Here is a 21620-nt window from a genome sequence, read left to right on the forward strand (position 1 = left end):
ATCCAAAGTATAAACGCAAACTATGACCAAGTACAACACCTGGCGAAACCTCTTTGCTACACTTGCCATTGGCGCTCTTGCTGCCTCCTGCCAAAGCCCTGCGCAGCAAGAACAAGATGACGTAACTTATGACCTGCTCCTGAAGCAAGTATCAGTAGTGGACGGAACAGGTGCCGCTCCTTACGTAGCTAACGTGCTGATAGGAGGCGACACCATCGCCCTTATCAACAGAGACACCACAGTTACTCATAACTCCAGAAAAACCATACAGGCCAAGGGCATGGTGGTTACCCCTGGCTTTATTGATACCCACGCCCACGGCGATCCCATCAAAGAGCCGGAGTTCAAGAACTTCCTGGCCATGGGTGTAACAACAATAGCTTTAGGGCAAGATGGTTTTAGCCCGAATCATGAAGACCTGAGCGTATGGATGGACTCTGTAGATACAGCCAAACCGGGAGTTAATATAGCTATGTTTGCCGGCCATAACGCACTTCGGGTGCTGTCAGGTGCCATGTACGACTCTATTCCCTCCGAAGAAAACATGAAGGCGATGGAGCAGTTAGTTGCCAGCGCCATGGATGCCGGCTGTTACGGCCTTACCACGGGCCTGGAGTATAACCCTGGCTATTATGCAACCAGTAACGAGCTGAACCGCCTGGCAAAGGTGGTGGGTTCTAAAAACGGCATCGTCATGAGCCATATGCGCAATGAGGATGATCAGTATGTAGAGCAGGCAATAAAAGAGCTTTTGGCACAGGGGCAGTATTGCCCTGTGCAGATATCGCACATAAAGGTGGTTTATGGCAAAAGTAAAGAGCGGGCACAGGAGATTTTGCAAATGATGGATAGTGCCCGGCAGAGTGGCACCAAAGTGACGGCAGACTTCTACCCTTACACCGCCAGCTACACGGGCATTGCCATACTTTTCCCTGACTGGGCTAAGGCACCACACGACTACCAGCAGGTACTCAAGACCCGTCGTGCGGAGCTGAAAGCTTACCTAAAAAACAGGATCATGCAGCGCAACGGTCCGGAGGCTACCTTAATTGGCTCAGGCAAGTACACAGGCAAAAACCTGAAACAGATTGCTCAGGAGCTGAACAAACCATTTGAAGAGGTACTAATGGACAACATTGATCCTTACGGCGCAAGCGGCGCTTACTTTATCATGAACGAGGAGTTGCAGGAAGAACTGATGCTGGACCCGCACGTGATGATCTGCACCGACGGCAGCCCAAGTATGCACCACCCACGAGGCTATGGCGCTTTTGCCAAAGTGCTGGAGACTTATGTAGTGAACAAGAAGTTGCTAAGCTTAGAGGAGGCTGTTCGTAAAATGACCAGTCTGCCTGCAGAGACTATAGGCCTGAAACACAGAGGCCGCATTGCGTCAGGTTATAAAGCTGACCTGCTCATCTTCAACCCATCCGAAGTGAAAGAGAACGCCACCTACGAAAAGCCCCACCAATTGGCAAGCGGCTTCCGGTATGTGCTCATGAACGGAAAAATAGTGAAGGAAGGCGAAAACTTCACCAGCGACAGAGAAGGAAAGGTGCTGCGCAAAAACCAGCAGCTATAGTATAACTTACAAACAACTTCAGACGAGGCAGGACCACCATCCTGCCTCGTTTTATTTAAGGCTACTATAGAGCCATAAGCTTGCACCAGAGGGATCTCCTCACATGGTAATCTCAAACTTCCATCTTCAAAACAAATCAGGTGCAGGAAGCCGTAGATAAGGCTCTACCTAAAGACGAAGTATGAAGATCAAGAAGAAGGAAACCATATATAATGGCTTTTACACATTCCGCAAAGTATACCTGGAGGATAAGGGAGAAACCATAGAGCGGGAGCAGTTCGATAGCGGTGGCGCAGCAGCCGCTTTGGTGTATGACACAGAAAAACAGCGTTACATTCTGGTAAAGCAGTTTCGCTACAGTGCTGAGCAGGAACTACTGGAGCTAGTAGCGGGTGTGTTGGAGGGTAATGATCCGGAGAAAGCAGTTCGAAAGGAAATTGAGGAAGAAATAGGCTACAAAGTAGATCACCTGGAGCACATCTGGGACTTCTATTCTTCGCCGGGAGCCTGCACCGAAGTAGTTTACTTATTTTATGCCGAGGTGAGCCAGAAAAAGGCAGAAAGCGGTGGCAAAGATGAGGAACACGAGCAGATTAATATAAAGGAGTTTACCGAGGAGGAGCTGTTTTACCAGCCACTGCAGGACGCTAAAACAGTTATAGCAGTGCAGTGGCTGGCGGCGAGGCTGGGAAAAAGTTCTGCCAACAACGCCCGCATAAGTAAAACAGATGCAGCAGACTAAGACAGATTTACTCCTCTGCCATTGAGGTGGCGGCTTACTTCTTCGCCTATTTTCAGCAGGTCTGTTTTTTCCTCCTCTGTAAAGTCATAAGGAACAGGTTTGGCTATGCCCAGGGTACCGTATAGCTCCCCGTCCAGCAGCATCGGAACAGCTATAGAACCCTCTACCTTTGTTTCTTTGGCAGCGGGTCTGGCCACTCCGGATCCATCAGTTTGCAGGTTGCACATCTCCACAGGCTGTCTGCGTTCAGCAGCAATGCCTGCCATTCCCTTTCCGATGGGAATAGCCTCCATTTTAGGCAACAGGAAAGGCGGTATACCCTGGTGCGCCTGCAGGGTGAGCAGTCCAGAGCTTTTATCTAAAGTATGGATGGTGCCGGTAGTGCAGTCAAAAGCTGTAATTACGTCAGCAAGAAGCTGCTGCCAGGAAAAGGAAGCATCCTTCTCACGAAGCATAGATAAAACTGATGTAGCAGTAGGTTGCATGTTTTATGAAGTAAGGGTTATACTAAGCAGGTATCCAACAGGAAAGCTGCCTGAGCGAAGGCAGATTCAGTCTGTTGCATTCATCTCGATGGCAATTCTGTTATAGGTTGAATCTACTTAAAATTTCTGAAAGAGCTCCCCTACCCAACTAAAATGAGTGTGTAACGACCGCTAATTTTTCTTTTTTCTAAACTGCCTGCTACTACTCGCGCGCAATGTATTCACCAGCTCCCACCCATTATAAGCTACTATTCTCCCAGGCTTTATTTGTGCACGCAATAACTTAATCTTTTAAAATCAACGTATTAAATCATGGTACAAGATTTAAGAACAAATAGAGAACAAACTTAAAAACTATGGCAATTTCACTTAAACCCCTCCGCGAGCAGGTAATAGTAATTACCGGCGCATCGAGCGGAATCGGACTGGCAACTGCCCGCGCTGCAGCAAAAAAAGGTGCAAAACTGGTGCTTGCATCCAGAAACGGTGAGGCACTGGCTGAAATAGAGCAACAGATAAGCTCTGAAGGAGGCGAAGTAATACATGTGGTAGCCGACGTAGGCAAACGTGAGGACCTGCAACGCGTAGCCGAGGCAGCCATGAAACGTTTCGGGGGCTTTGACACATGGGTAAACAATGCTGGTGTATCTATTTACGGTAAGCTAGCCGAAGTTAGCGAAGAAGACAACCGCCGCCTGTTCGACACTAACTTCTGGGGCGTAGTATCCGGCTCGCTTTTAGCTGCAGATCACCTGCGCAACCGGGGCGGTGCTATCATCAATATTGGTAGTGAGCTATCAGATGTGGCCATCACACTGCAGGGTATGTATGCGGCAAGCAAGCATGCTGTTAAAGGTTTCACAGAATCACTGCGCATGGAGCTGGAAGAAGCCGGGGCTCCTGTATCGGTTACATTGATAAAACCAGCTGGCATAAACACACCATACCCGCAGCACGCAAAAAATTACACCGACAGAGAGCTAACCTTGCCACCACCTGTGTATGCTCCGGAGGAAGTAGCTAATGCCATTCTGCACGCTGCCGAGCACCCTGAGCGTGACATATATGTTGGTAGCGGCTCTAAGATGATGAGCAGCCTGAACAAGTATGCACCTAGCCTGGTAGATTGGGTGAACAAGACCTTTATGACAGACATGCAGAAGCGCAAGGAGCCCGCACTCCATAAAGAAGGATCGCTGCACAAAGCAGGTGAAGATGGCCGCGTAGACGGTAACTATGAGGGCCACGTAATGAGGACCAGCCTTTATACTCGTGCCTCCATGCACCCGGTTGTTACAGGTGCAGTGGTAGCTGCCGCCGGCGCTGCTGCTGTAGCACTGATCGGCAAGAAGCGTCAAAAGAACCATAAAATGCCCAGGTAAGCACCTGCCTGACATCCTTTTCGTTTAAGCATTGCCTCCGATCAGAAGTATCTTGCTGGTTGGAGGCAATGTTATTTATGCTCTTTTCCTGTGAAAGTCCCGTGCAGGAGAGTGCCTTTTTCAGCTACACCAGAAGCAGATTAGTGCTTTTCCCGGAAGCTACAGGCAGGTACCTGTACTGCTTGTCAAACCTTAAGCGCTGTACCTCGTTTTCTTTACCTGGCAGCAATAGTAGCATTTTTTCAGGCTACTTTCTTGCTCAACCTGGCTCCACAACTCTTACTTGCAGCTTTTCCCCACCCTGCCCGCTGCACTCCACTGCTTCCCCTTAGGCTATCGAGGCCAGGGGTAGTGGTATCCTTTTGCTTTGAAAACTAAACAAAAACTATGGCAACAGACTACAAAACTTTGCGCAAGAACACTGGCTTCTCCATTTCGAAAACCGCTCTTAAAACAGAAAACGCCACAAGGCAAGCCCTCCACAACCTGCCCATACCCGCCCGACCCAAGGTAGATGCCGCCGACGTAGTAGTACCAGAAGGTTATGTGGTAGAGCCCGTTATGGTAGGTCTCTCCTTCCCTACTGATGTTACCTTCTCCGACGATGGCACCATTTTCGTGAGCGAAGGGGGCAGTTCCTGGCCCACACGACCTTATATGCCAGCTCGTGTTATCGTACGGCATCCTTCCGGCGAAACAGAGTCCATCGCGATGAATATACAGGCTGGCCCAAGAGGCATCACCTGGCGGGATGGTGAGCTCTACATGGCTCTGAAAGGCGGTTATCATATGCAGGTGGTTAAGTACAACCTGAGTACCGGAGAGCTGAAGGTGCTGATAGACCAGCTGCCAAGCGGTGGCTGGCACGAACCGGGAGGCCCTATTTTTGGCCCTGACGGCTTGATGTACTTTGGCAATGGTTCTGTTACACAACAAGGTGTTGCCCTGCCTGCAGGCTTTACCGTAGACCTGGCCAAGCACCCGTTCGCGTACGACGTGCCGGGGCAGGATGTAACACTAACTGGCAATAACGTCCGAAGCCGCGACCCAAGACTGCCTTATCCTTTCATGATCGAAACAGGGGCGTTTAAACCGTTCGGCATACCGGCAAAGAAAGGCGAAGTGATAAAAGGAGAACTCTTCTGTAACTCCGCCGTTTGGCGCTCACGCCCCGATGGTACTGATGTAGAGCTGCTGGCCTGGGGTATACGAAATCCTTTTGGCATGGCCCTGAATGAAGCAGGCGAACTGTACGTAGCTGACAATGATTTTGAAGAAAAAGGCGAGCGCGCTATTGCCAACGACCCGGACCGCATCTGGCACATCAGGAAAGCACGTGAACCTTTTGGCTCTGTTAAAGAACCTGACTGGTACGGGTTTCCGGATATTTGCGGCGACGGTTTGCCAGTTAACCACGAGAAGCACCTGCCTAGCCGCGGAAAGGCCGCAGAGTTGTTAATCGAAAATCCTCCGAAGTGGGCAGGCCCGGCTGTATTCCTGGAGCAGCCGCACTCCTGCATGTGCCGCATGGATTTTTCCCGCTCCGATGCCTTTGGCTTTAAAGGAGAGCTCTTTGTTGCTGAATGGGGATCACTGGCACCCCTTAACTCACCACACCCAGAAGACCTGACCCATGGCTTTAGGGTAATTCGGGTAGACGTAGAAAAAGGCACGGCAGAGCCTTTTATGCATAACAGAAAGATGGGTCCCGCCTCTACCTATGGCAGCGGCGGCATAGAGCGTCCTGTATCCTGCAAGTTCAGCCCTGACGGCAAAAGCCTGTACGTGTTGGATTTTGGGGTGGCAACCGTTACCCCCGGCAACATGATGGCTCTTGCCCACACAGGTGTACTTTGGAAAATAACAAGAAAGGAGGATAACAATGGATAATACAACGCAAACTGTTTTGATAGAGCTGGACCAGGAGACCAGAAACAAGCAGCTGGACCGGGCAAAATCATGGTTCGATAACGTACTCCTGACACAGACATCTTACAGAAAACTGCTGGAAGACACAGTTGACAAGATAGAGGAACCACATATAAAAATGTACTTGGCAGAAATGGCCGGACAGGAAATAAAGCACGAAGAGCGGACACGGGAACTGTTCTCCCTGATTGATAGAGAGCCATCGGATGTGCGGCATCTGCTGGGCGAGGTGGCCGGGAAGGCGCGCCAGGCATTAGGCGATTTTATAGCCGTGGCTGGTGGAACCAAGGGCCCGTGGCAGGATCTGCACCAGTTGTACTTGTCCAACCACAATTCTATGGGCGCCTTTGCTGTGGCAGAGCAGTTGGGATTAGCCCTGGGTATTCCTCGAATTGCTGAAATAGCTTTTATGGTAGTGGCAGAGAAGTCTACCAGCCAATTGTTACTGCAAGAGTGTGTGCTGGAGATGTGCTCGATGTCCATACTCTACAAAGAAGATTTCTAGCCTGCCACTTATTGCTGCTTTACTTTAAAAGGCACCTGGCTTCCTGATGGAGGCTAGGTGCTTCTTTTGTCATACTATCCCGAACTACCCTTATTTGCACGATGTAACCAAACATGCAAATAAATGGGGCAGCTCCTGCTTTGGCAGAGCTTAACAAAACTTCATTTATAGTAAAGTACTGAGACATTTCATTGCTGTAAACACAGCTGAAAATGAAGCAGAACAGGTAATTAAATTGCACAAAAAATATTAGCCGCCAAAAACGCAGCCAAACACATCCTCCTATAGCCGTACAAAACACGGCACCCACCTACCCTAACCATCATAACTCCTTACCACTACTCCTGCTGCTGAGCTATAAAACGTCCAGTGGTAACAACAGCCATACACCGGCAATCGCCATACTGCTGGGACTGGTTTTTGGCCTCATCTGCCTGATTCTTTTTGTATACTTTATTCATACCATATCCAAGGCCATACAAGTAGATTTTATCATGAACAGCGTGTTTCATAAAGCAGCTGCAGCTCTGGAGCTGGAAGAAAGGGTAGTAGGAAATACACATGCTCCCTTCAACACGAACGGTGATGCTTTCAAGTACATTTTAAAGAATGATGGAAACGGCTACCTGGAGCAAGTAAACCTGAGCGAGCGACAACAGCTGGCAAGGCAATACAAAATGCAGCTGGAAATACTAGTAGAGGTAGGCTCTTTTACAGTGGAAGGCACTCCCTTGATGAAGCTGACCAAAGCGATAGACTCTGAAGATGGGCTGATGGAAAAGCTACAGCAATGCTTTGTACTGCGACAGGAAGAAGTGGTAATGAAAGATTATGAGCAGGGGGTGAAGCAAATTTCTGAAATAGCAGTTAAAGCACTTAGCCCAGGTATCAACGACCCCGGCACAGCCCTGAAAGCAATTGACTTCCTGACGCTCTTGTTCATAAGACGTATGAAGTGCGATGAGCGCAATTGCTTGCTCGACGAACAAGAACAAGTGCTGGTGATCGATAAAATTATTTTACTGGAAGAGCTGCTGCACCGCTACCTGAGCTCCATACGCAGCTATGGCAAAGCAGACTTGCAGGTTAACCTGAGGCTTCTCAGGTGCCTGCACAGCCTCTTGAACCAGGAACCGCCAGAAAACAAAACCTGCATGATCAGGAAGCACGCCTTTGCCGTTATAAGTGATGCTGATAAGGCTATTCTGAACTCGGTTGACAGAGAGCGTCTGAATTGTAATATAGTTGGGATAAATTCGCTGTTGCCTGCAGAACAGTGGCTGACTGAGCTGAAAATATAAAGGAGTTAGAAGCGGCTACAGGCAAGATAAGTGTCACCACACGATCAACCGGTGGGCTGACCATCTCCTCTCCGCATGTACTTTTTAATGCAATGCACAGCTCCTGAATACTCTGCAAAGGGGTGAAAGTCTTCCAGCATCACCACCTTAAACCCGAGGTGCTGCCAGATGGTTTTGTTTTCCTCGTCGGTGTGCTTTAGCTCCTGCCAGCAGCCATAGCCATAAGTGGGCAGCCAAACAGTTTTGTCAGCTTCTCCTTTTATCTCTACCAGCGCATTATTATAGGTGGCAAAGTACCACTTCCGTACTTTCTCCTGTTCATCATCCACATAGGTAAGCGGCAAGGGGTTTCGGATTACCTCGAAGCGGAGCCGCGTCAGCAGAGCTGCAATATCGTCGAAGGCCTCCGGTATAGTCCAGATTGCATGGTTGTCGCCTAGCAGCTCTGAGGCCATCTTGGGGTCGCCTACCAGCACCTGATACTTTCCGTCTTCATTTCTGCCCGCCAGCGTTATAAACATGTCGATATGAAAGATAGGCTGTACAGTACCGGCACCGTTCTTCAGGTGCAGCACCTCTTTCCACTCCTCTCCATTGCGGTTAAAGGAACGAACCTGCTCTACTGGCAGCTGAATGTTGGTGCTGATAAAGTATAGGATTCGCCCCTTGTCCAGGTACTGCTGGTACACCTGGGTCATAGCCTTTTTCAGGTGGAGGTCCTTGTCCTGCACCAGCAACTTAGCAAAATCATAAAATGTATCTACAGCATAATTTGCTCCAAGAAAGAAGAAATCGTCTCCTACCAAGAGGTTGCCGCCCTCAAAGTATACCGGCACTTTAGCCCTGTTCCAGCCGAAGCGTTCGCAGGCATAGTAGCTGGCAAGCTCGTCGCCCGAGCGGCGGCTGGAGTGCGGTTGCAGCAGGTAAAGCGAGCCATCCTGATCATATACCAGTTCAAAGTCATCCTCAGCCCATACCGTCATCTCTATGGCATCTGACACCACACCCAGTTGTACGCGCGGCTGCAGGTTTTGCTGTTCCAGCCACTGCTTCAGCATCCCTTCTACTGATTGGTGCGTCAGGATGTACAGGTGAGTATACTCCGGCAACTTTAGGATGAGGTCCTTGTATACCTTCCAGAGGGGATTGTTCTCCCCCCTTACGGCATAGGCAGGTATGGTAAATACGATAGCTTCCAGTGCTCCGTCTGCTGTAGGCACCAGGCTGGGTTGCGAGGGCAGTGCCGTATACTCCTGCATTAAACTGAGCGCGATGCAGCGCCGTTGCATGGCAATATCGCTTAGCACCTGTTCCCCCTCCCACTCCAACTCATTTATGATGGGGTAGTGCCTTACTTTTGCTGGCATCTGGTCCGGTTGCTGCATAGGCTTGCTTTCTGTAGCTAGTTGGTGGTTTGGTTATGAGGTTGCTATTAACTCTGCCTCAGAGTAAATAGCAATACAGCCCCATGCTCACAAAATAAGGCACAGTACATGAGGAACTGTTTCAGAAGTGGCCAATGCTCCTACTGCTTTTATCTCCCGTGCAAGAGCATGAGAATGTTGTCAGACGTGCTTGTCCAGGTTCTTTCCAAGGTCCTTTGCCAGTTTCATAAAGTTTTCTACTGTTTCGTCGGCATAAAGACCGTAGGCATCAGAAATGCTTCCTTTAAGTCCGGAACTGGTTTCCAGCACGTAGAGAATGGCCATGTCCCCAGGGTAGCTTTCCCCTTCGAAGCGATAAAAGTTTACGATTTGTACTTCCTCTGGCCTGAACTGCTGTTTGTCATCCATGGTGCTGAGCAGGCCGTTTTCAGTTACTTTAAAATCCACATTATAACCTTCATCCCGTAGGCGTGCCAGTACCCTCACCATTGGGGTTAGTTCTATTTTATCTTCCATAGCTTAGTATTTTGTCTTATCAAGTCCGGTGTTTAGCTTACAGGCGCTATACACAATTTGTTGCACAAGTAACGCGCCGCTGCGTGGCAAAGGAGTTTGACTCGTCCAGAAGCAGTAAAGTATAAGCAGTTATATTAACCTCGGAAAGATGGGGTTGAAGTTGACCACGCGGTTTTAACTCTCACTTTCCTGGATGTTCAGTTGATTAACTGTGCTAAATCATCAGGCAAAAAAATAAGGGAAAGCCACCCTCAGCACCCAAACAGGCATGGCATTTCCCTTATTTAAACCCTGAAACAGAGAACGTGAAAGAAACAAAGCCGCTTCACGCCACATATCAGTACTTTGGTTTATTTTACGGCACCTGGCAGCCGACTGATGTGCTTTGCTCTTCTTTTACGTCTATACCGGTACATTATACCTTGTTGCCGCAAGCCCTTACGTATTAAACACATATACCTGCGAAAACTCCAACAGGCTAATGTATAAACCCACAAGCAGGTGTATTTAAAACGTATTTATCAGTAACTAAGCACCATAAACGGCACAGCACATTCCCGAATCTTAACAGCAGACGTATAAACCTATATAAGCTCAAACTTCCATAGGTTCTCAACCTGTTAGTACTTGTTCTCATTTGTTCGCCGTAACAGAGCATCAAGCTTAAACTGCTCCCATACGCTCACTATGAAAAGGAGCCGACATCTCTTTAGCTTCAGTAGTTAAAACACATATCCTGTCGTCGAGCTCCTTTTCATTTTCACTCCTTCAAAAGAACATTATCCACAAACAAAAAGTAAAGCACAGGCGCACCTGCATCCTTCTACCTTACCTTCAGGCCGAATGATGCAGGTGCTGTTACTCCATATCAAAAAAGCTTCTTTGGGACTAATACTGGAAACAAGCATAAGCATGCTCAAAAGTCAGGATATTAGCTTCCGGGTATCAATAAAAAGGTAAAACAACAGGAAAGTAACAGATTTGATCAATATAACAGAAAATGGCTGCTGCTCCTTATACTTGGAATAGCAGCCACTTGGTGGTATTAGAAAGAGTATTTTTTAGCCCCTGTAGTTTATACTAACCTGGAATCAAGCTTAGAAGCAGTTTACCGCCCCAAATCTTTCGTGCCTGCCCAGAGCCAAAGTGTTAGCAACACTGTTTCAGCTACAGCATCCAGCAGGTAAACGTCCCAGATCACATCGTTTAGGGCGTAATAAACATCAATACCTGTAAGGCCGGCTGCTCCGGCTATGGCCAATCCTTTTATCTCTGAGGTAACCTGCTTGCGGATTCCTGCGGCCAACAGCGTTCCGCCTATGGCAGTAATCAGAACACTAACCGTGTAGAGCAGCCAGATATCTTTTTTAGGGCCTGTTACCCAAAGAAAGCTCGGCAGGTGCACAAAAGGCCATAAACCCGTTAGAAGCCAAAAAGCACCCTGTACAACTGCTAGTAAAATTGCTCCAGGTTTTGTAATTGGGGCAGGCATAACGCCGGTTACGCGTGTAGCTGTTCAAAAGTTGGAAAGATATACCTCTCACCTTTTGCCAGCAGGTGCACCCGTAAGTCGTGTGCAGAGAAAACCTCTCCGGTCGATATGTCGTAGATATTGGTTTTGGTTAACCCCATACCATCTACTATAGTAATAAGACCACTGCCGATTACCTCCAGATTGTGCCCTTCTGTTATAAAGGCTGCTGTATCTTCCTCAAGCCCAACACCGATACAGCCAGGGTTAGTAGTGATACATTGTGCCATACGCACCAGGCGGCCCCGCTGTATAAAGTGAGTATCCACAGCCACGTTCTTCAGAAACTCTAGACCGGTGGTAACACGTACATCACCCTTTAGGTAGCCCCCTTTGGTATCCACCTCATAGATCATAGGTGTTGACAGAGCTGTAGCTCCTGCACTAGTGCCCGCTATCAGAATATCATCATAGGTGTAGCGTTTCTTCATGAGTTGCAGCACCCGCGTACCACCCAATATGGACGTTAGCCGTAGTTGATCTCCGCCTGTAAAGTAAATAGCTGTTGCCTTCTCTACTATATCACAGTTTCTCGGATCTGCTGCATCAGCGCGGTCGCGGATGTCAAGCACCTCCACATTTTCTATGCCCAGGTCCTTAAATAACTTTACATAGTCCTTACCCATCTCATCGGGAATATTGGAAGCCGTAGGTATAACAGCTATAGTAGGCTTATCCCCCTTCAACTGTGAGACGAAAAACTTAAGTATTTCTTCGCTCTCAAACTCTTTATTGGTGGTTTGCTCTTTCTTTCTGCCGTCTTCTTCGCCCTTGTCTTCCTTGCCACCAATGGCAAGTAAGCGGCCTTTAGGTAATGGGGCTTCACTATCTTTTTTATAGTTGTCTACCTGTTTTTTATCTGATTCTTTTTGCTTTGCCATTTTACCTCCTTTTTATATACTACTCCCTATGGAGTAACGTGGACAAACTCCTTAATCCTTGTCTGCTAAAAATCGCCTTTATCGACATAAATCAGTATTCAGAGGCTTTTGCTGTGCTTTTACTTGGCAGGCATAAAATCTGTTGCAGAGACTTACAACAGGGTACGCCCATATTACAAAGCGCCAGTAATTATTACTGGCGCTGTACCTTCTTATCCCATAAACAAAAGTCAGCTAATCAGGTCAATTCAGGAGTTAATTGCCTTTAGAATATGTGGTTTAACTTCTTGCGCTTGCCAGTGCTACTGCTTAGCCCTTAGTCGTTACCATCTGGATTGTCATATTGGCGCTGTGCCGGTTGCCCATAGTTAAAGTGGATAAAGTCATTATAAGACATCGGCTTGTGTTCCGGCTCATTATAAACGGGACTCATACCAACAGAGGCGCTTCCATTCTTTCCATAACTATCGTTTCCGCGCATACAGCCACTCTTAACCGTATGATCATCAGCATCAACTTCCTTGCTGCTGAAGTATAGCTTCCCCTTGCTGTCTTCGAGTTTGCTTTCGTGCACGTATACTTTTCTAGGAAATCTTATTACTGTCATATCTTAAAATTGTTGATGACTCTGTTACAGTCAATGTGAGTGAAAAAGGAGGACCATCCTCAGCACCCAAACAGGTATGGCCACTCCCGCTTTTCACTACCTGGTTAATGGATTCAAACTATTGTTACACCATCAACCTGGCTGTATCATATTTTACGCATGCTACAGTCTTTAAGTCATATTTCATGAAATCAATACCATTAAGCATGACTAATATACCATTTTTCCGCAAACAGTAAGTATTTACCGCAAAAGCAAAATTGTACAAAATATTCCACAAGCAGCTTAAGCAAGCTTAACATTACAGCTGCTGATAGCACAGAAAGGCAAGTTAATATAACCCACTTATGGTAAAACACTTATCAAGCAACATTTTTTACATCAGCAGCGAAGAATGGTAAGATAGGCTAAGATCAAGAGAAAGTCCTGAGCCTGAAAACTGTAAAAGCCAGGCTGGTTGTGTTACCAGGTGCATTTGGTACAACAACAGCACCTGGTGTATTAGCCCTTGTAGTGTCCGGGGGCTAATCGATCAGGTTATGCTGAATAGCATACTTTATAAGATTAGCCGTATTTTTAGCCTGTGTCTTTTCCAGAATGTTCTGGCGGTGGGTTTCGACGGTACGCTTGCTGGTAAAAAGCTTCTCAGCTATTTCCGCATTTGTATAGCCTTCAGAGATCAGAGCCAGTACCTCCAGTTCCCGCTTCGACAGCTCCTTGCCCTCTGTTATAACGGTTCCATGTTCTGCGGCAGGGTGCACCACACGCTGCAGCATTTTAATAGACATGCCGGAGCTGATAAAGGGAGTACCGCTAGCCGCCAGTTTTATAGCAGAACACAGCTCTTCTCTTCCTGTATCCTTCAGCACATACCCCATAGCACCGATTTCCAGAAGGCGGTGCAGGGTAGCAACATTGTCCAGCATGGTAAGCACAACCACCTTTACCTCAGGGTAATGCTCTGTTAACTGCTGTAGTGTTTCAAAGCCATCCATCACTGGCATATGCACATCCAGCAGCACCACATCAACTGTAGTGTTCTCCAGCAGGTACAGGAGCTCTGTTCCGTTTGCCGCCTCCCCCACTACTGCTAACTCACTGTCTCTTTCTAAAAGAGATCGCAACCCTTCCCGGATTATTTTGTGGTCATCAGTAACAATAACCCTGATGGTATTTGTTTCAGTCATGATAGCTTGTCGTAAATATAAGTCAGGCACAAAGGCTCAGATGGAGCGCAAATCCTTTTGCACTGCAGCTATAAATATAGTTAAAAAATCGCGCTGATTTGTATAGCTTTAAACATATATAAACTGATGCACGAAGCAGTCATTTAACTCACTTATTACACATTGTCAACTCCTTACGAAAATCTTTAAGTAAAAACCACACTAAAATTTACGTAGTTCACGCTGGAGTTGTGTTTATTATACTCTGTACTTTTAAAATAAGATTCAGGAAATTTTCAGGAGGTGTAATGAGAGAGGAAGTAGTGGTACAGCGAATGGGAGACGTTGCCGTCATTAGCCTGCATGGCGAGTGTAACAGCGCGGTTGTGGAGAAACTAGAAAAAAGGTGCCACGAGGAAATAGTACGCAGAGCCAAGCATATTCTACTCGACTGCGAACATGTTACCACCCTAAACTCATCTGCACTAAGGTGCATGCTCAGAAAAAGCACCGAAGCCGATGAGGCAGGTATAACCCTGGTGCTCTACCACCTGAAGCCTGAACACACCGCCCTTATCAGGAGCTCCGGCCTGGACCTTGTACTGCACATCAAAGACAACTTTAAAGATGCCTACTTACTCTGCAAAGCAAGAAGCGACAAGAGCGGCTCTACCAAGCTCGGAACTACATGAACTACTTCTACATTGAAACCAGTATAACAGATCGCAGTGTGGTGCTTAGCCTGCATGGCGAACTAGACATGGAGACACGTCAGCACCTGAAAAAAGTCATTTCTGATCTAAGGCAGCTATCTGAGCACGACTTATTGGTGCTGGACTGCAAACATATGTGCTACATCTCCTGCGACGGCATCAACACCCTTCTTTCCCTTGCCTCCTCCTGTCAAGCCAGGGGTGTACAAGTTATACTTTGCCAGTTACAACCCAAAGTACAAGACGTGCTAGAGCTATCAGGAAGTACAGATAAGTTAAAGATAGTGCCTACGCTGGAAGACGCACAGCAGGCAATATAACAAGAGGTGAATATCCCTTATATACGTCATCTCTGGCGGGGCGGCACTTCCTGCGTGCTAGTTGCATCTGTTCAGCAGGGCTCTTCTCTGTTTTATACTCTTAATTCAGGAGCATGGCCTATTCTGCTCTTTGTGCTGCGCGTATAATACACTCCACACCAACTTTAAAGTACAATGGCTGGCAACAACGAAGAAGTTAGGGTAATTGTGTTTGACCTGAACGGCACTTTCTATAACAAGAGCTCTAAGGATGAGTTCTACAATTTTATAGTTGCCAAGCAGCCCAAGAGGCTGATGTATTACTTTGAGATGGTCTACTATAAGCTACTGCACAAGATGCACCAGATACGGCAGACGGAGTTTAAGGAGAACTTTTTTAACTACCTGGATAAGCTAACGCCAGACCGTGTGGAGGCCTATGCCAAAGAGTTCTGGGAAACAGAATACCCCGAGCACTTTAACAAGGAACTGATGCAGCACTTTAACAAGCAGCGCAAGGAAGGCGTGCAGCTTTACTGTGCCACCGGGGGACTAGAGTTATACGTAAAGCCCCTGTTTGACCTTTACCCGGTAGATGGCTTTGCCGGTACCACTGTAAAGTATGAGAATGGCACCTATAAAGTAATAGGCCAGGCCTGTAAAGAGGAGGAAAAGCTACGCAGGATGCAAAAGCATTTTAACGGCAAGAAAATACGTGTCATCGAAGCCTACTCCGACAGCAAAGAAGCTATTTTGGATAGAGCGGACAGGGCTTTTCTGATTGATGATGGGAAAATCAAGCCGTATAAAGATTAAAAGAAGTCTGCCTTGTTTAAGTTGATGTGTATCCCTTTAACACAAAAAGTATACAATGGCCAGGGTAAACACTGTTTTTACTGATGCTTACCCTGGCCATTTCAGATTAAGGCATGATTACAATTTTACCTGTGGTATGTGAGGTTTGTATCTGCTTCATAGCCTCCACTGTTTCATCCAGCGTGTAGGTTTGGCTTACGTGTACCCGCAGCTTACCCGATTCTGCAAGTGCCCGAAGGTGATCCAGCTGCCGCGAGTTCGGCTCCACAAACACATAGGAAAAGTCGATAGCAGTGTCCAGGTCTGTGCCATGGTTCAGGATAGAGACCAGCTTGCCGGATGGCTTTAGAGCCTGCAGGCTTTGCTGCAGTGTTTCACCGCTCGCACAGTCAAAGATCATGTCCACGCCCTCCGGCACCTGCTGCTTCACAGCCTCGCCTACATGGTTGCCTTTGTAGTCCACGGTATGGTCGGCTCCAAGGTCGCGCATGAACTGGTGGTTTTTCTCACTGGCCACTCCTATAACGGTGGTGCCTGTAGCCTTAGCCAGCTGTATACCCAAACTGCCTACACCACCAGAGGCACCAAGTATAAGCACCGTCTGCCCTTGCTGTAGCTTACCGGCATCAAACATAGACTGGTATGCTGTGAGCCCTACCAGTGGTATGCCAGCTGCCTCCTCCCAGGAGATATTGGTAGGCCTTGCTGCCAGGTAACTCTCCGGAATTACCACATACTCTGCAAATGTTCCGTGCTGCACCACAGGCCTGCGGGCATAGGCATATACTTCGTCTCCAGGGCTAAACCTTCTGGCACTAAAGCCACACTCCACTACCTCGCCAGCCATATCCCAACCAGGTATCACCGGAAACTCTGTCGGCAGATTATCTTTTAGGTATCCTTCGCGCACTGCATAGTCTACGGGGTTTACACCTGCAGCCCTTATTCTGACGAGCACTTCGCCCTCCCCTACTTCAGGAATATCTACTGTTTTTATACGTACCTTTTCAGGGCCACCAAATTCGGTGTAAATAGCCGCTCTCATTTGTTTTGCCATAGCTCGTTGTATAAATTACTGTAACATTTTGTAGCGGTACCGCCTGGGTAGGCGGTGCACTTCCACTTTATACTTTAGTATAAGTTGATACAGGTTTACGAGCTTAGAGGTTGGGTAAGGTATGGCAAAACGCTGTTTACTCCTCCAGCTGATCGACAAAGTCCCGAAGCTCCGAGTATACTGTCGCCAGCTTTTTGGGAGGGAAATGAGCGTTTAGTCCACTGGGGTTTGGCAGCACCCACAGTCTGGTCTGCCCTATGGTTTGCTCCTGCAGGCCAATATCTGCGGTAGCTTTACCAAAGGCAATCCGGTAAGCGCTTAGGCCGAGCAGCGCCAGCACCCTGGGCTGGTATAAGATTACCTTTTCCACCAATGTTATGCCGCCTTCTATGAGTTCTGCTTTACTTAACTCTGCAGCGTTGGCCGTTGCCCGGCTCACGATATTGGTGATACCGTAGCCAAGCTGTACCAGATCCCGCTCCTGGTGGGGCTGGTATAGTTCCGGGGTAAAGCCGGCAGCATGCAGTGTGGGCCAGAAACGGTTTCCTGGCCGGGCAAAATGATGGCCTTTTACAGCAGTATAGAGACCAGGATTGATGCCGCAGAAAAGCACCTTAAGGTCCGGAACAAGTATATCGGACACTGTTTTTCCGGTTGCGGCATCTAATTCTTCTTTGGTTGGGCTTTTGGTAGATAGCATACCTCTCTTTTACTACCTGCTTTGGGTTACGGTTGTACCATCTACCAACAATTATCTGACTTTCGAAAAGAAACGAAAAATTTACGAGTAAATGCCAAAGAAAGCCCTGGCACTCATATCTTTGGCAGTATAAGCGGATGTGCAATTTTATCAGGCTCTTAAACGTAAGCTAACAGAAAGGGAAGGAGAAAGCCCTTGCACTAGACACTTTGATGATGTCGCCCCCAAGCAAGCCCTTCCCTTTCTCTTCATCTTAAAAGCCTGGACAGTACCCCATCCGCAGGCATGAGTGAGTGTAGGCCCGGAAGATGAATGTTTTTTGTCCACTTTAGTCCCTTTCAGCTATGAAAAATTTACTCTGTCAGAACCTGGGCGTCGATGTGGGCAAAGACGCTCTGGATGTGGTGCAGCATTCCTTCACTTTTGCTGGGTTCGATCTTACCCTATGTTCTACCGCCTGCACTTGCCGGCTGTTACCTTTGCTGCAGCAAACATGCCCTGCACCGGGATGTGAACGCAACTAGTAATATAAGAAATAAGGCGGTCGGGCAGACCGTTTCAGCTTGGAAGATATACGGTCGCAGTAGCCAGGTAGCCCAAGAATCCAACCTGCTTTAGCAGTGGGAATGTCAAAAACTACTTGTAGCTGCATAACTCCTCCTGCCGCTCCAGCTCTAAGGTTGCATCCGAAATTCCGAAACCCTGTAAAATGGACCTGATCTGCTGTTTTAGTCCTGCCCCTGCTTCGGGCATGTAGCATCCCTTGCTTACCACATGCGCCGTTAATACATGATGCTCCCCATCCAGCGACCACACCCGGAGTGCATGTACATCTGCCACACTTTCCAGGTTCAGCAGCTGCTCCTTCACCTTATCCAGCTTTGGTGCCAGCGGGTTAACCTGCAGCAGTACTTTTATACTTGCCCAGGCATTTTTTAACGCATTAAACAACATGAACAAGGAGATGCCTATAGATAAGAGCGGGTCTAGCCAGGGTAGCGGGAAGAACATCAGCACCACACTTACTACCAAAACGGCCACCCAGCCCAATAAATCCTCCAGCATATGCAACGATACCGCTCTCTGGTTTAAGTGGTGCCCACCCCGAAGCCTGAAAAATGCAGCCCCGTTAACAGCCACGCCTAATAATGCAAAGAGCAACATACCGTAAGGGTTTAGCATAGTCGGGTTCAGCAAACGTTCTGTTGCTTCAGCTAACACAAAACCAGAGCCACCAATAAGTATAAGTGCAGTAAGCAAGGCACCGGCAACAGAGTAACGTTTGTAGCCATACGTATAGTTCTCATCTGCCCCCTGCTCCGATTTGCGCTGCAAGAAGTACGATACCCCCAAGGTAAAAGCATCGCCGAAATCATGCAGGGCATCTGACATGATAGCCACACTGTTCACAAAAAAGCCTCCGATAAGCTCCAGCACAGCAAAGCCCAGGTTCAGGAAAAAGGCAAACTTTATATTGCCGGTAGCATGGTGGTGATGGTGTCCGCAAGTATGCGCCATAGTCTTATGCTTTTTTAGGCCGTGCCTCCAGCCATAGCTGTAAGGCACAGCCGCATTTCATAGTTTTATTTTGTAGCGTTAAGTATGGCAAAAGTATAGGCTGCGTGTGGCCAAGCTGTTACAGAATATCAGGTATGTGTTATATAATTTATAGGGCAAGGGCAACACTAAGATTGTGAAGGATTCTTCATCTTTGCATCATTTTACCAGCTCCCTTTATCTTGTGTACTCTTTGATTTTCTTCTTAAAAGTGCTGGATTATGAGGTTAGGCAGGTTTTAAAGTAAATTCATGAAATTTTTCTTAAAAATATTTCGTCTTCATTTTCTCTTCATCTTGCCTATATAGTTTTGGGACATAAATCAACTATAACACTTGAGAGAAATGAAAAAACTTACATTCTTAGCCGCAGCTTTTTTAACAGTATCAACAGCATTCGCACAGTCCAACCCTACTACAGCAAATGCAAAAGCCAAAGGAGCCTCTGAGGTTTCAGCAGAGCAAAACCAGGAAGCTGCGAAGGTATCAGCCTCATCATCTACTACTACCTCTTTCACATCAAGTGCAAACGAGGGCTCAGCTAATGCAGCAGGTAGCGCCAGCAGCGATGCTTCAGTGAAGGCAGAAAAGCAGAAGAAGGCACCTAAAAAGGAAAGAGCCCCAAAACAAGATAAAGAAACCAAAGCACCTGAAGAGAACAAAGGCCAGGTAGTAGCAGAAGTAGCGCAGCAGCTTGAGGCTACAGCTACTGCAGAGGGTAAGAAAGCAGAAAACCATGGCCAGGCTGTAGCCGAGGTAGCGAAAAACACAAGTGCAGACGTGGCCGCAAAAGTTAAGCAAACCAGCTCTGACGGTGCCGACCTGACTGCTGAAGTAGCGCAAAGCACAGAAGCTAACCTGAAGGCAGAAGGTAAAAGAGCTGAAAGAAACGGAAAAGCTACGCTTACTGCAGCACAGCAAACAGAGGCACAGGTTGCCGCCAACGCAAATGCCACAGTAGAGAGCGGAAACCAGATTGCTCTACAGGCAAAGCAGCATGCTGAGGCTGAAGTAAGCGGCCAGCTTAGAAGTGCTGAAACACACGGTGCAGCCGTGGCAGATGTAGCGCAGAACACAACAGCCACTGTAGCACAGCAAGGCAAGGCCAAAGGCCAGGCAACAAAAGAAGCAGCCACTACCAAAGCCAGCGAAGCTCCCTCTAAAGTAGAGGCAGAAGGCAAAGCCAACTCTGAAGTAAAAGTGAAAGCTGTACGCAGAGGTGGTGCATCGCGTGCCGCAGGTGCTGCCCGCGCAGCCGGCGCTGTAAATAGCACTGGTGCAAACGCTGCCACAACTGTAAATGGCGCTGTAAACGGAGCAGTTAACTCTGCCAAAAGTGTAACCAACGGAGCCAACGCTCGCCCTGTACAGGTTGGCGGAGCCGTTAAGGTAGGCACTGCCATAAAAGTAGGTAACTAAGAATTCTATTTCACCCTTTATACCCCGCCATCAGCCTGGTGCTTCTGCACCGGCTGATGGCTTTCCACAAATGAAAAAGTTAAACGCATACTTGATGATGTTTGGGTGGATGCTTCTGGCTCCTGCCCTGAGCGCTGCCAAGCCTAACGTAGAGGCCTTGCCTGACACAGTAACAGAAACAGGTAATGCCAAGGCTAAAAAAGGCTGGTGGACCATTGGTGCCGAGGTGTCGAGTAACTCCTCGTTCTTCGGCAGAAACACAGCAAAACGCTACCCTTATGCAGCAGCAACGCTTACTTATGTGCACCGCACAGGCATGTGGGCGTCGGCAACATCTTATAAATTATTCGACACCAAAGGATATGTTGACGAAACAGACCTGTCGGTAGGTTACAGCTTTAAGATTAAAGACCTGGTAGAGACGAATATTAGCTATTCTCACTTTATCTTTGGGGAAAATACACCTTTGGTTAAGGCTGTAACTACCAATGCCCTATCGGCTAAGGCTGCCCTGGACTGGGGTATACTTTATACCGGGTTAACCACCAGCTACGTTTTCGGTGAGAACCACGATGTGTTTGCTGTTCTGGAGAACTCCAGGTTTGTTCCGCTCAACCCGCTATGGAATGGCAAGCGGGTGGTAGGCCTGGATCCGAAGGTTACAATAACAGCGGGTACACAGCGTTTCTATGAAACACATACCACTACCACCAGAAACAAAAATGGTGGCTTGCTTACAGGTGGTAATTCGGGTGGTCCATTTGAAGGTACGCCTGTAGGAGGCTTAGTGGGCGGTGGCTCCAGCAACTCAGGCAGCGGTACGGATGATAATGACGGCACCACCACTACCACCACCACTACAAAGGAAGTGAGCAAGGTCAATATACTAAACTATGAATTAAAACTGCCGGTGGTTATCTACTGGGGCAAGTTTGAGCTAGAGCCTGCCTATAAGTACTCGATACCGGTAAATAAGATTGAGGGAGATGAGGCGAAGGCACAGTCCTTTTACTCATTTAACATAAACTATACGTTTTAATTTTCAACT

At 47.8% G+C, this 21620-nt stretch carries 22 protein-coding genes; 12 read left to right on the top strand and 10 right to left on the bottom strand.

Annotated features, from left to right (window positions below; genetic code table 11):
- Positions 1 to 22 precede the first annotated feature (22 nt).
- Together PKOR_RS20765 and PKOR_RS20770 are read left to right on the top strand one after the other, a co-directional pair.
- Positions 23 to 1582 (top strand): N-acyl-D-amino-acid deacylase family protein, encoded by a 1560-nt coding sequence (locus PKOR_RS20765; protein ID WP_046313224.1) that lies wholly within the window; start codon positions 23 to 25, stop codon positions 1580 to 1582.
- Between the two features lie 181 nt (positions 1583 to 1763).
- The gene (locus PKOR_RS20770; RefSeq protein ID WP_046313226.1) at positions 1764 to 2324 is read left to right on the top strand and encodes an NUDIX domain-containing protein; all 561 of its coding nucleotides are present in this window, start codon (positions 1764 to 1766) and stop codon (positions 2322 to 2324) included.
- On the opposite strand, the gene PKOR_RS20775 is transcribed toward PKOR_RS20770, so the two are convergent.
- Positions 2321 to 2809: a GAF domain-containing protein gene (locus PKOR_RS20775; protein WP_071843173.1), complete on the bottom strand. Its 489-nt coding sequence runs from the start codon at positions 2807 to 2809 to the stop codon at positions 2321 to 2323. The two genes, PKOR_RS20770 and PKOR_RS20775, sit on opposite strands and share 4 nt — an antisense overlap.
- A 356-nt stretch (positions 2810 to 3165) precedes the next feature.
- Between PKOR_RS20775 and PKOR_RS20780 the strand changes: the two genes are divergently transcribed.
- The 4 genes from PKOR_RS20780 to PKOR_RS20795 all read left to right on the top strand — a co-directional run bounded on the left by PKOR_RS20780 (position 3166) and on the right by PKOR_RS20795 (position 7926).
- A complete protein-coding gene (locus tag PKOR_RS20780; RefSeq protein WP_046313229.1) occupies positions 3166 to 4191 on the top strand; it encodes an SDR family oxidoreductase in 1026 nt (341 codons plus the stop codon).
- Positions 4192 to 4578: 387 nt separating this feature from the next.
- Positions 4579 to 6081, top strand: coding sequence for a PQQ-dependent sugar dehydrogenase (locus tag PKOR_RS20785; protein WP_084694868.1), 1503 nt, complete (start codon positions 4579 to 4581; stop codon positions 6079 to 6081).
- Positions 6074 to 6625, top strand: a complete 552-nt coding sequence (locus PKOR_RS20790) for a hypothetical protein (RefSeq protein ID WP_046313230.1) — start codon at positions 6074 to 6076, stop codon at positions 6623 to 6625. Before PKOR_RS20785 ends, PKOR_RS20790 begins: the two co-directional genes overlap by 8 nt.
- A 404-nt stretch (positions 6626 to 7029) precedes the next feature.
- Positions 7030 to 7926 carry a DUF2254 family protein gene (locus tag PKOR_RS20795; protein WP_338047518.1) on the top strand — a complete coding sequence of 299 codons (897 nt, stop codon included), beginning with the start codon at positions 7030 to 7032 and terminating at the stop codon, positions 7924 to 7926.
- A gap of 44 nt (positions 7927 to 7970) precedes the next feature.
- Here PKOR_RS20795 and PKOR_RS20800 read toward each other — a convergent pair whose 3' ends face one another.
- From PKOR_RS20800 to PKOR_RS20825, 6 genes are all read right to left on the bottom strand, one after another.
- On the bottom strand, positions 7971 to 9311 hold the full coding sequence (locus PKOR_RS20800) for a hypothetical protein (RefSeq protein ID WP_046313233.1): 1341 nt from the start codon (positions 9309 to 9311) through the stop codon (positions 7971 to 7973).
- A 180-nt stretch (positions 9312 to 9491) separates the two neighbouring features.
- The gene (locus PKOR_RS20805) at positions 9492 to 9827 is read right to left on the bottom strand and encodes a hypothetical protein (protein ID WP_046313235.1); all 336 of its coding nucleotides are present in this window, start codon (positions 9825 to 9827) and stop codon (positions 9492 to 9494) included.
- Positions 9828 to 10935: 1108 nt separating this feature from the next.
- A complete protein-coding gene (locus tag PKOR_RS20810; protein WP_046313237.1) occupies positions 10936 to 11319 on the bottom strand; it encodes a hypothetical protein in 384 nt (127 codons plus the stop codon).
- Positions 11320 to 11327: 8 nt separating this feature from the next.
- Complete coding sequence (locus tag PKOR_RS20815; protein ID WP_046313238.1) at positions 11328 to 12239, bottom strand: cyanophycinase; 912 nt, start codon at positions 12237 to 12239, stop codon at positions 11328 to 11330.
- A 316-nt stretch (positions 12240 to 12555) separates the two neighbouring features.
- Positions 12556 to 12846, bottom strand: coding sequence for a hypothetical protein (locus tag PKOR_RS20820; RefSeq protein WP_046313240.1), 291 nt, complete (start codon positions 12844 to 12846; stop codon positions 12556 to 12558).
- Between the two features lie 524 nt (positions 12847 to 13370).
- The gene (locus PKOR_RS20825; RefSeq protein ID WP_046313242.1) at positions 13371 to 14033 is read right to left on the bottom strand and encodes a response regulator transcription factor; all 663 of its coding nucleotides are present in this window, start codon (positions 14031 to 14033) and stop codon (positions 13371 to 13373) included.
- Positions 14034 to 14320: 287 nt separating this feature from the next.
- On the opposite strand from PKOR_RS20825, the gene PKOR_RS20830 reads away from it, so the two are divergent.
- From PKOR_RS20830 to PKOR_RS20840, 3 genes are all read left to right on the top strand, one after another.
- Positions 14321 to 14704 carry an STAS domain-containing protein gene (locus PKOR_RS20830; protein WP_046313243.1) on the top strand — a complete coding sequence of 128 codons (384 nt, stop codon included), beginning with the start codon at positions 14321 to 14323 and terminating at the stop codon, positions 14702 to 14704.
- Positions 14701 to 15045, top strand: a complete 345-nt coding sequence (locus PKOR_RS20835; RefSeq protein WP_046313245.1) for an STAS domain-containing protein — start codon at positions 14701 to 14703, stop codon at positions 15043 to 15045. The genes PKOR_RS20830 and PKOR_RS20835 overlap by 4 nt, the downstream gene beginning before the upstream one ends.
- Before the next feature lie 174 nt (positions 15046 to 15219).
- Entirely contained in the window at positions 15220 to 15840 is a 621-nt protein-coding gene (locus tag PKOR_RS20840) for an HAD family hydrolase (RefSeq protein ID WP_046313247.1), read from the top strand.
- 106 nt (positions 15841 to 15946) lie between these two features.
- Here PKOR_RS20840 and PKOR_RS20845 read toward each other — a convergent pair whose 3' ends face one another.
- Together PKOR_RS20845 and mug are read right to left on the bottom strand one after the other, a co-directional pair.
- Positions 15947 to 16897 (bottom strand): NADP-dependent oxidoreductase, encoded by a 951-nt coding sequence (locus PKOR_RS20845; RefSeq protein ID WP_084694870.1) that lies wholly within the window; start codon positions 16895 to 16897, stop codon positions 15947 to 15949.
- A gap of 136 nt (positions 16898 to 17033) precedes the next feature.
- A complete protein-coding gene (gene mug / locus PKOR_RS20850; protein ID WP_046313250.1) occupies positions 17034 to 17597 on the bottom strand; it encodes a G/U mismatch-specific DNA glycosylase in 564 nt (187 codons plus the stop codon).
- Between the two features lie 344 nt (positions 17598 to 17941).
- Between mug and PKOR_RS24900 the strand changes: the two genes are divergently transcribed.
- Positions 17942 to 18121, top strand: coding sequence for a hypothetical protein (locus PKOR_RS24900; RefSeq protein ID WP_148561765.1), 180 nt, complete (start codon positions 17942 to 17944; stop codon positions 18119 to 18121).
- 112 nt (positions 18122 to 18233) lie between these two features.
- Here the strand turns inward: PKOR_RS24900 and PKOR_RS20855 are convergent, their stop codons facing one another.
- Complete coding sequence (locus tag PKOR_RS20855; protein WP_046314720.1) at positions 18234 to 19115, bottom strand: cation diffusion facilitator family transporter; 882 nt, start codon at positions 19113 to 19115, stop codon at positions 18234 to 18236.
- Between the two features lie 383 nt (positions 19116 to 19498).
- Here PKOR_RS20855 and PKOR_RS20860 point away from each other — a divergent pair, with 383 nt between their 5' ends.
- Positions 19499 to 20572, top strand: coding sequence for a hypothetical protein (locus PKOR_RS20860; protein ID WP_046313251.1), 1074 nt, complete (start codon positions 19499 to 19501; stop codon positions 20570 to 20572).
- Positions 20573 to 20642: 70 nt separating this feature from the next.
- Complete coding sequence (locus PKOR_RS20865; protein ID WP_046313253.1) at positions 20643 to 21611, top strand: hypothetical protein; 969 nt, start codon at positions 20643 to 20645, stop codon at positions 21609 to 21611.
- Positions 21612 to 21620: the final 9 nt, after the last annotated feature.

This window comes from Pontibacter korlensis (assembly GCF_000973725.1).
Lineage (GTDB): Bacteria > Bacteroidota > Bacteroidia > Cytophagales > Hymenobacteraceae > Pontibacter > Pontibacter korlensis.

Excerpts from the sequence above, each read along its gene's own strand:
- PKOR_RS20765 (WP_046313224.1), top strand. The coding sequence starts at position 23 with ATGACCAAGTACAACACCTGGCGAAACCTCTTTGCTACACTTGCCATT.
- PKOR_RS20770 (WP_046313226.1), top strand. The coding sequence starts at position 1,764 with ATGAAGATCAAGAAGAAGGAAACCATATATAATGGCTTTTACACATTC.
- PKOR_RS20775 (WP_071843173.1), bottom strand. The coding sequence starts at position 2,809 with ATGCAACCTACTGCTACATCAGTTTTATCTATGCTTCGTGAGAAGGAT.
- PKOR_RS20780 (WP_046313229.1), top strand. The coding sequence starts at position 3,166 with ATGGCAATTTCACTTAAACCCCTCCGCGAGCAGGTAATAGTAATTACC.
- PKOR_RS20785 (WP_084694868.1), top strand. The coding sequence starts at position 4,579 with ATGGCAACAGACTACAAAACTTTGCGCAAGAACACTGGCTTCTCCATT.
- PKOR_RS20790 (WP_046313230.1), top strand. The coding sequence starts at position 6,074 with ATGGATAATACAACGCAAACTGTTTTGATAGAGCTGGACCAGGAGACC.
- PKOR_RS20800 (WP_046313233.1), bottom strand. The coding sequence starts at position 9,311 with ATGCAGCAACCGGACCAGATGCCAGCAAAAGTAAGGCACTACCCCATC.
- PKOR_RS20805 (WP_046313235.1), bottom strand. The coding sequence starts at position 9,827 with ATGGAAGATAAAATAGAACTAACCCCAATGGTGAGGGTACTGGCACGC.
- PKOR_RS20810 (WP_046313237.1), bottom strand. The coding sequence starts at position 11,319 with ATGCCTGCCCCAATTACAAAACCTGGAGCAATTTTACTAGCAGTTGTA.
- PKOR_RS20815 (WP_046313238.1), bottom strand. The coding sequence starts at position 12,239 with ATGGCAAAGCAAAAAGAATCAGATAAAAAACAGGTAGACAACTATAAA.
- PKOR_RS20820 (WP_046313240.1), bottom strand. The coding sequence starts at position 12,846 with ATGACAGTAATAAGATTTCCTAGAAAAGTATACGTGCACGAAAGCAAA.
- PKOR_RS20825 (WP_046313242.1), bottom strand. The coding sequence starts at position 14,033 with ATGACTGAAACAAATACCATCAGGGTTATTGTTACTGATGACCACAAA.
- PKOR_RS20830 (WP_046313243.1), top strand. The coding sequence starts at position 14,321 with ATGAGAGAGGAAGTAGTGGTACAGCGAATGGGAGACGTTGCCGTCATT.
- PKOR_RS20835 (WP_046313245.1), top strand. The coding sequence starts at position 14,701 with ATGAACTACTTCTACATTGAAACCAGTATAACAGATCGCAGTGTGGTG.
- PKOR_RS20840 (WP_046313247.1), top strand. The coding sequence starts at position 15,220 with ATGGCTGGCAACAACGAAGAAGTTAGGGTAATTGTGTTTGACCTGAAC.
- PKOR_RS20845 (WP_084694870.1), bottom strand. The coding sequence starts at position 16,897 with ATGGCAAAACAAATGAGAGCGGCTATTTACACCGAATTTGGTGGCCCT.
- mug (WP_046313250.1), bottom strand. The coding sequence starts at position 17,597 with ATGCTATCTACCAAAAGCCCAACCAAAGAAGAATTAGATGCCGCAACC.
- PKOR_RS24900 (WP_148561765.1), top strand. The coding sequence starts at position 17,942 with ATGAAAAATTTACTCTGTCAGAACCTGGGCGTCGATGTGGGCAAAGAC.
- PKOR_RS20855 (WP_046314720.1), bottom strand. The coding sequence starts at position 19,115 with ATGGCGCATACTTGCGGACACCATCACCACCATGCTACCGGCAATATA.
- PKOR_RS20860 (WP_046313251.1), top strand. The coding sequence starts at position 19,499 with ATGAAAAAACTTACATTCTTAGCCGCAGCTTTTTTAACAGTATCAACA.
- PKOR_RS20865 (WP_046313253.1), top strand. The coding sequence starts at position 20,643 with ATGAAAAAGTTAAACGCATACTTGATGATGTTTGGGTGGATGCTTCTG.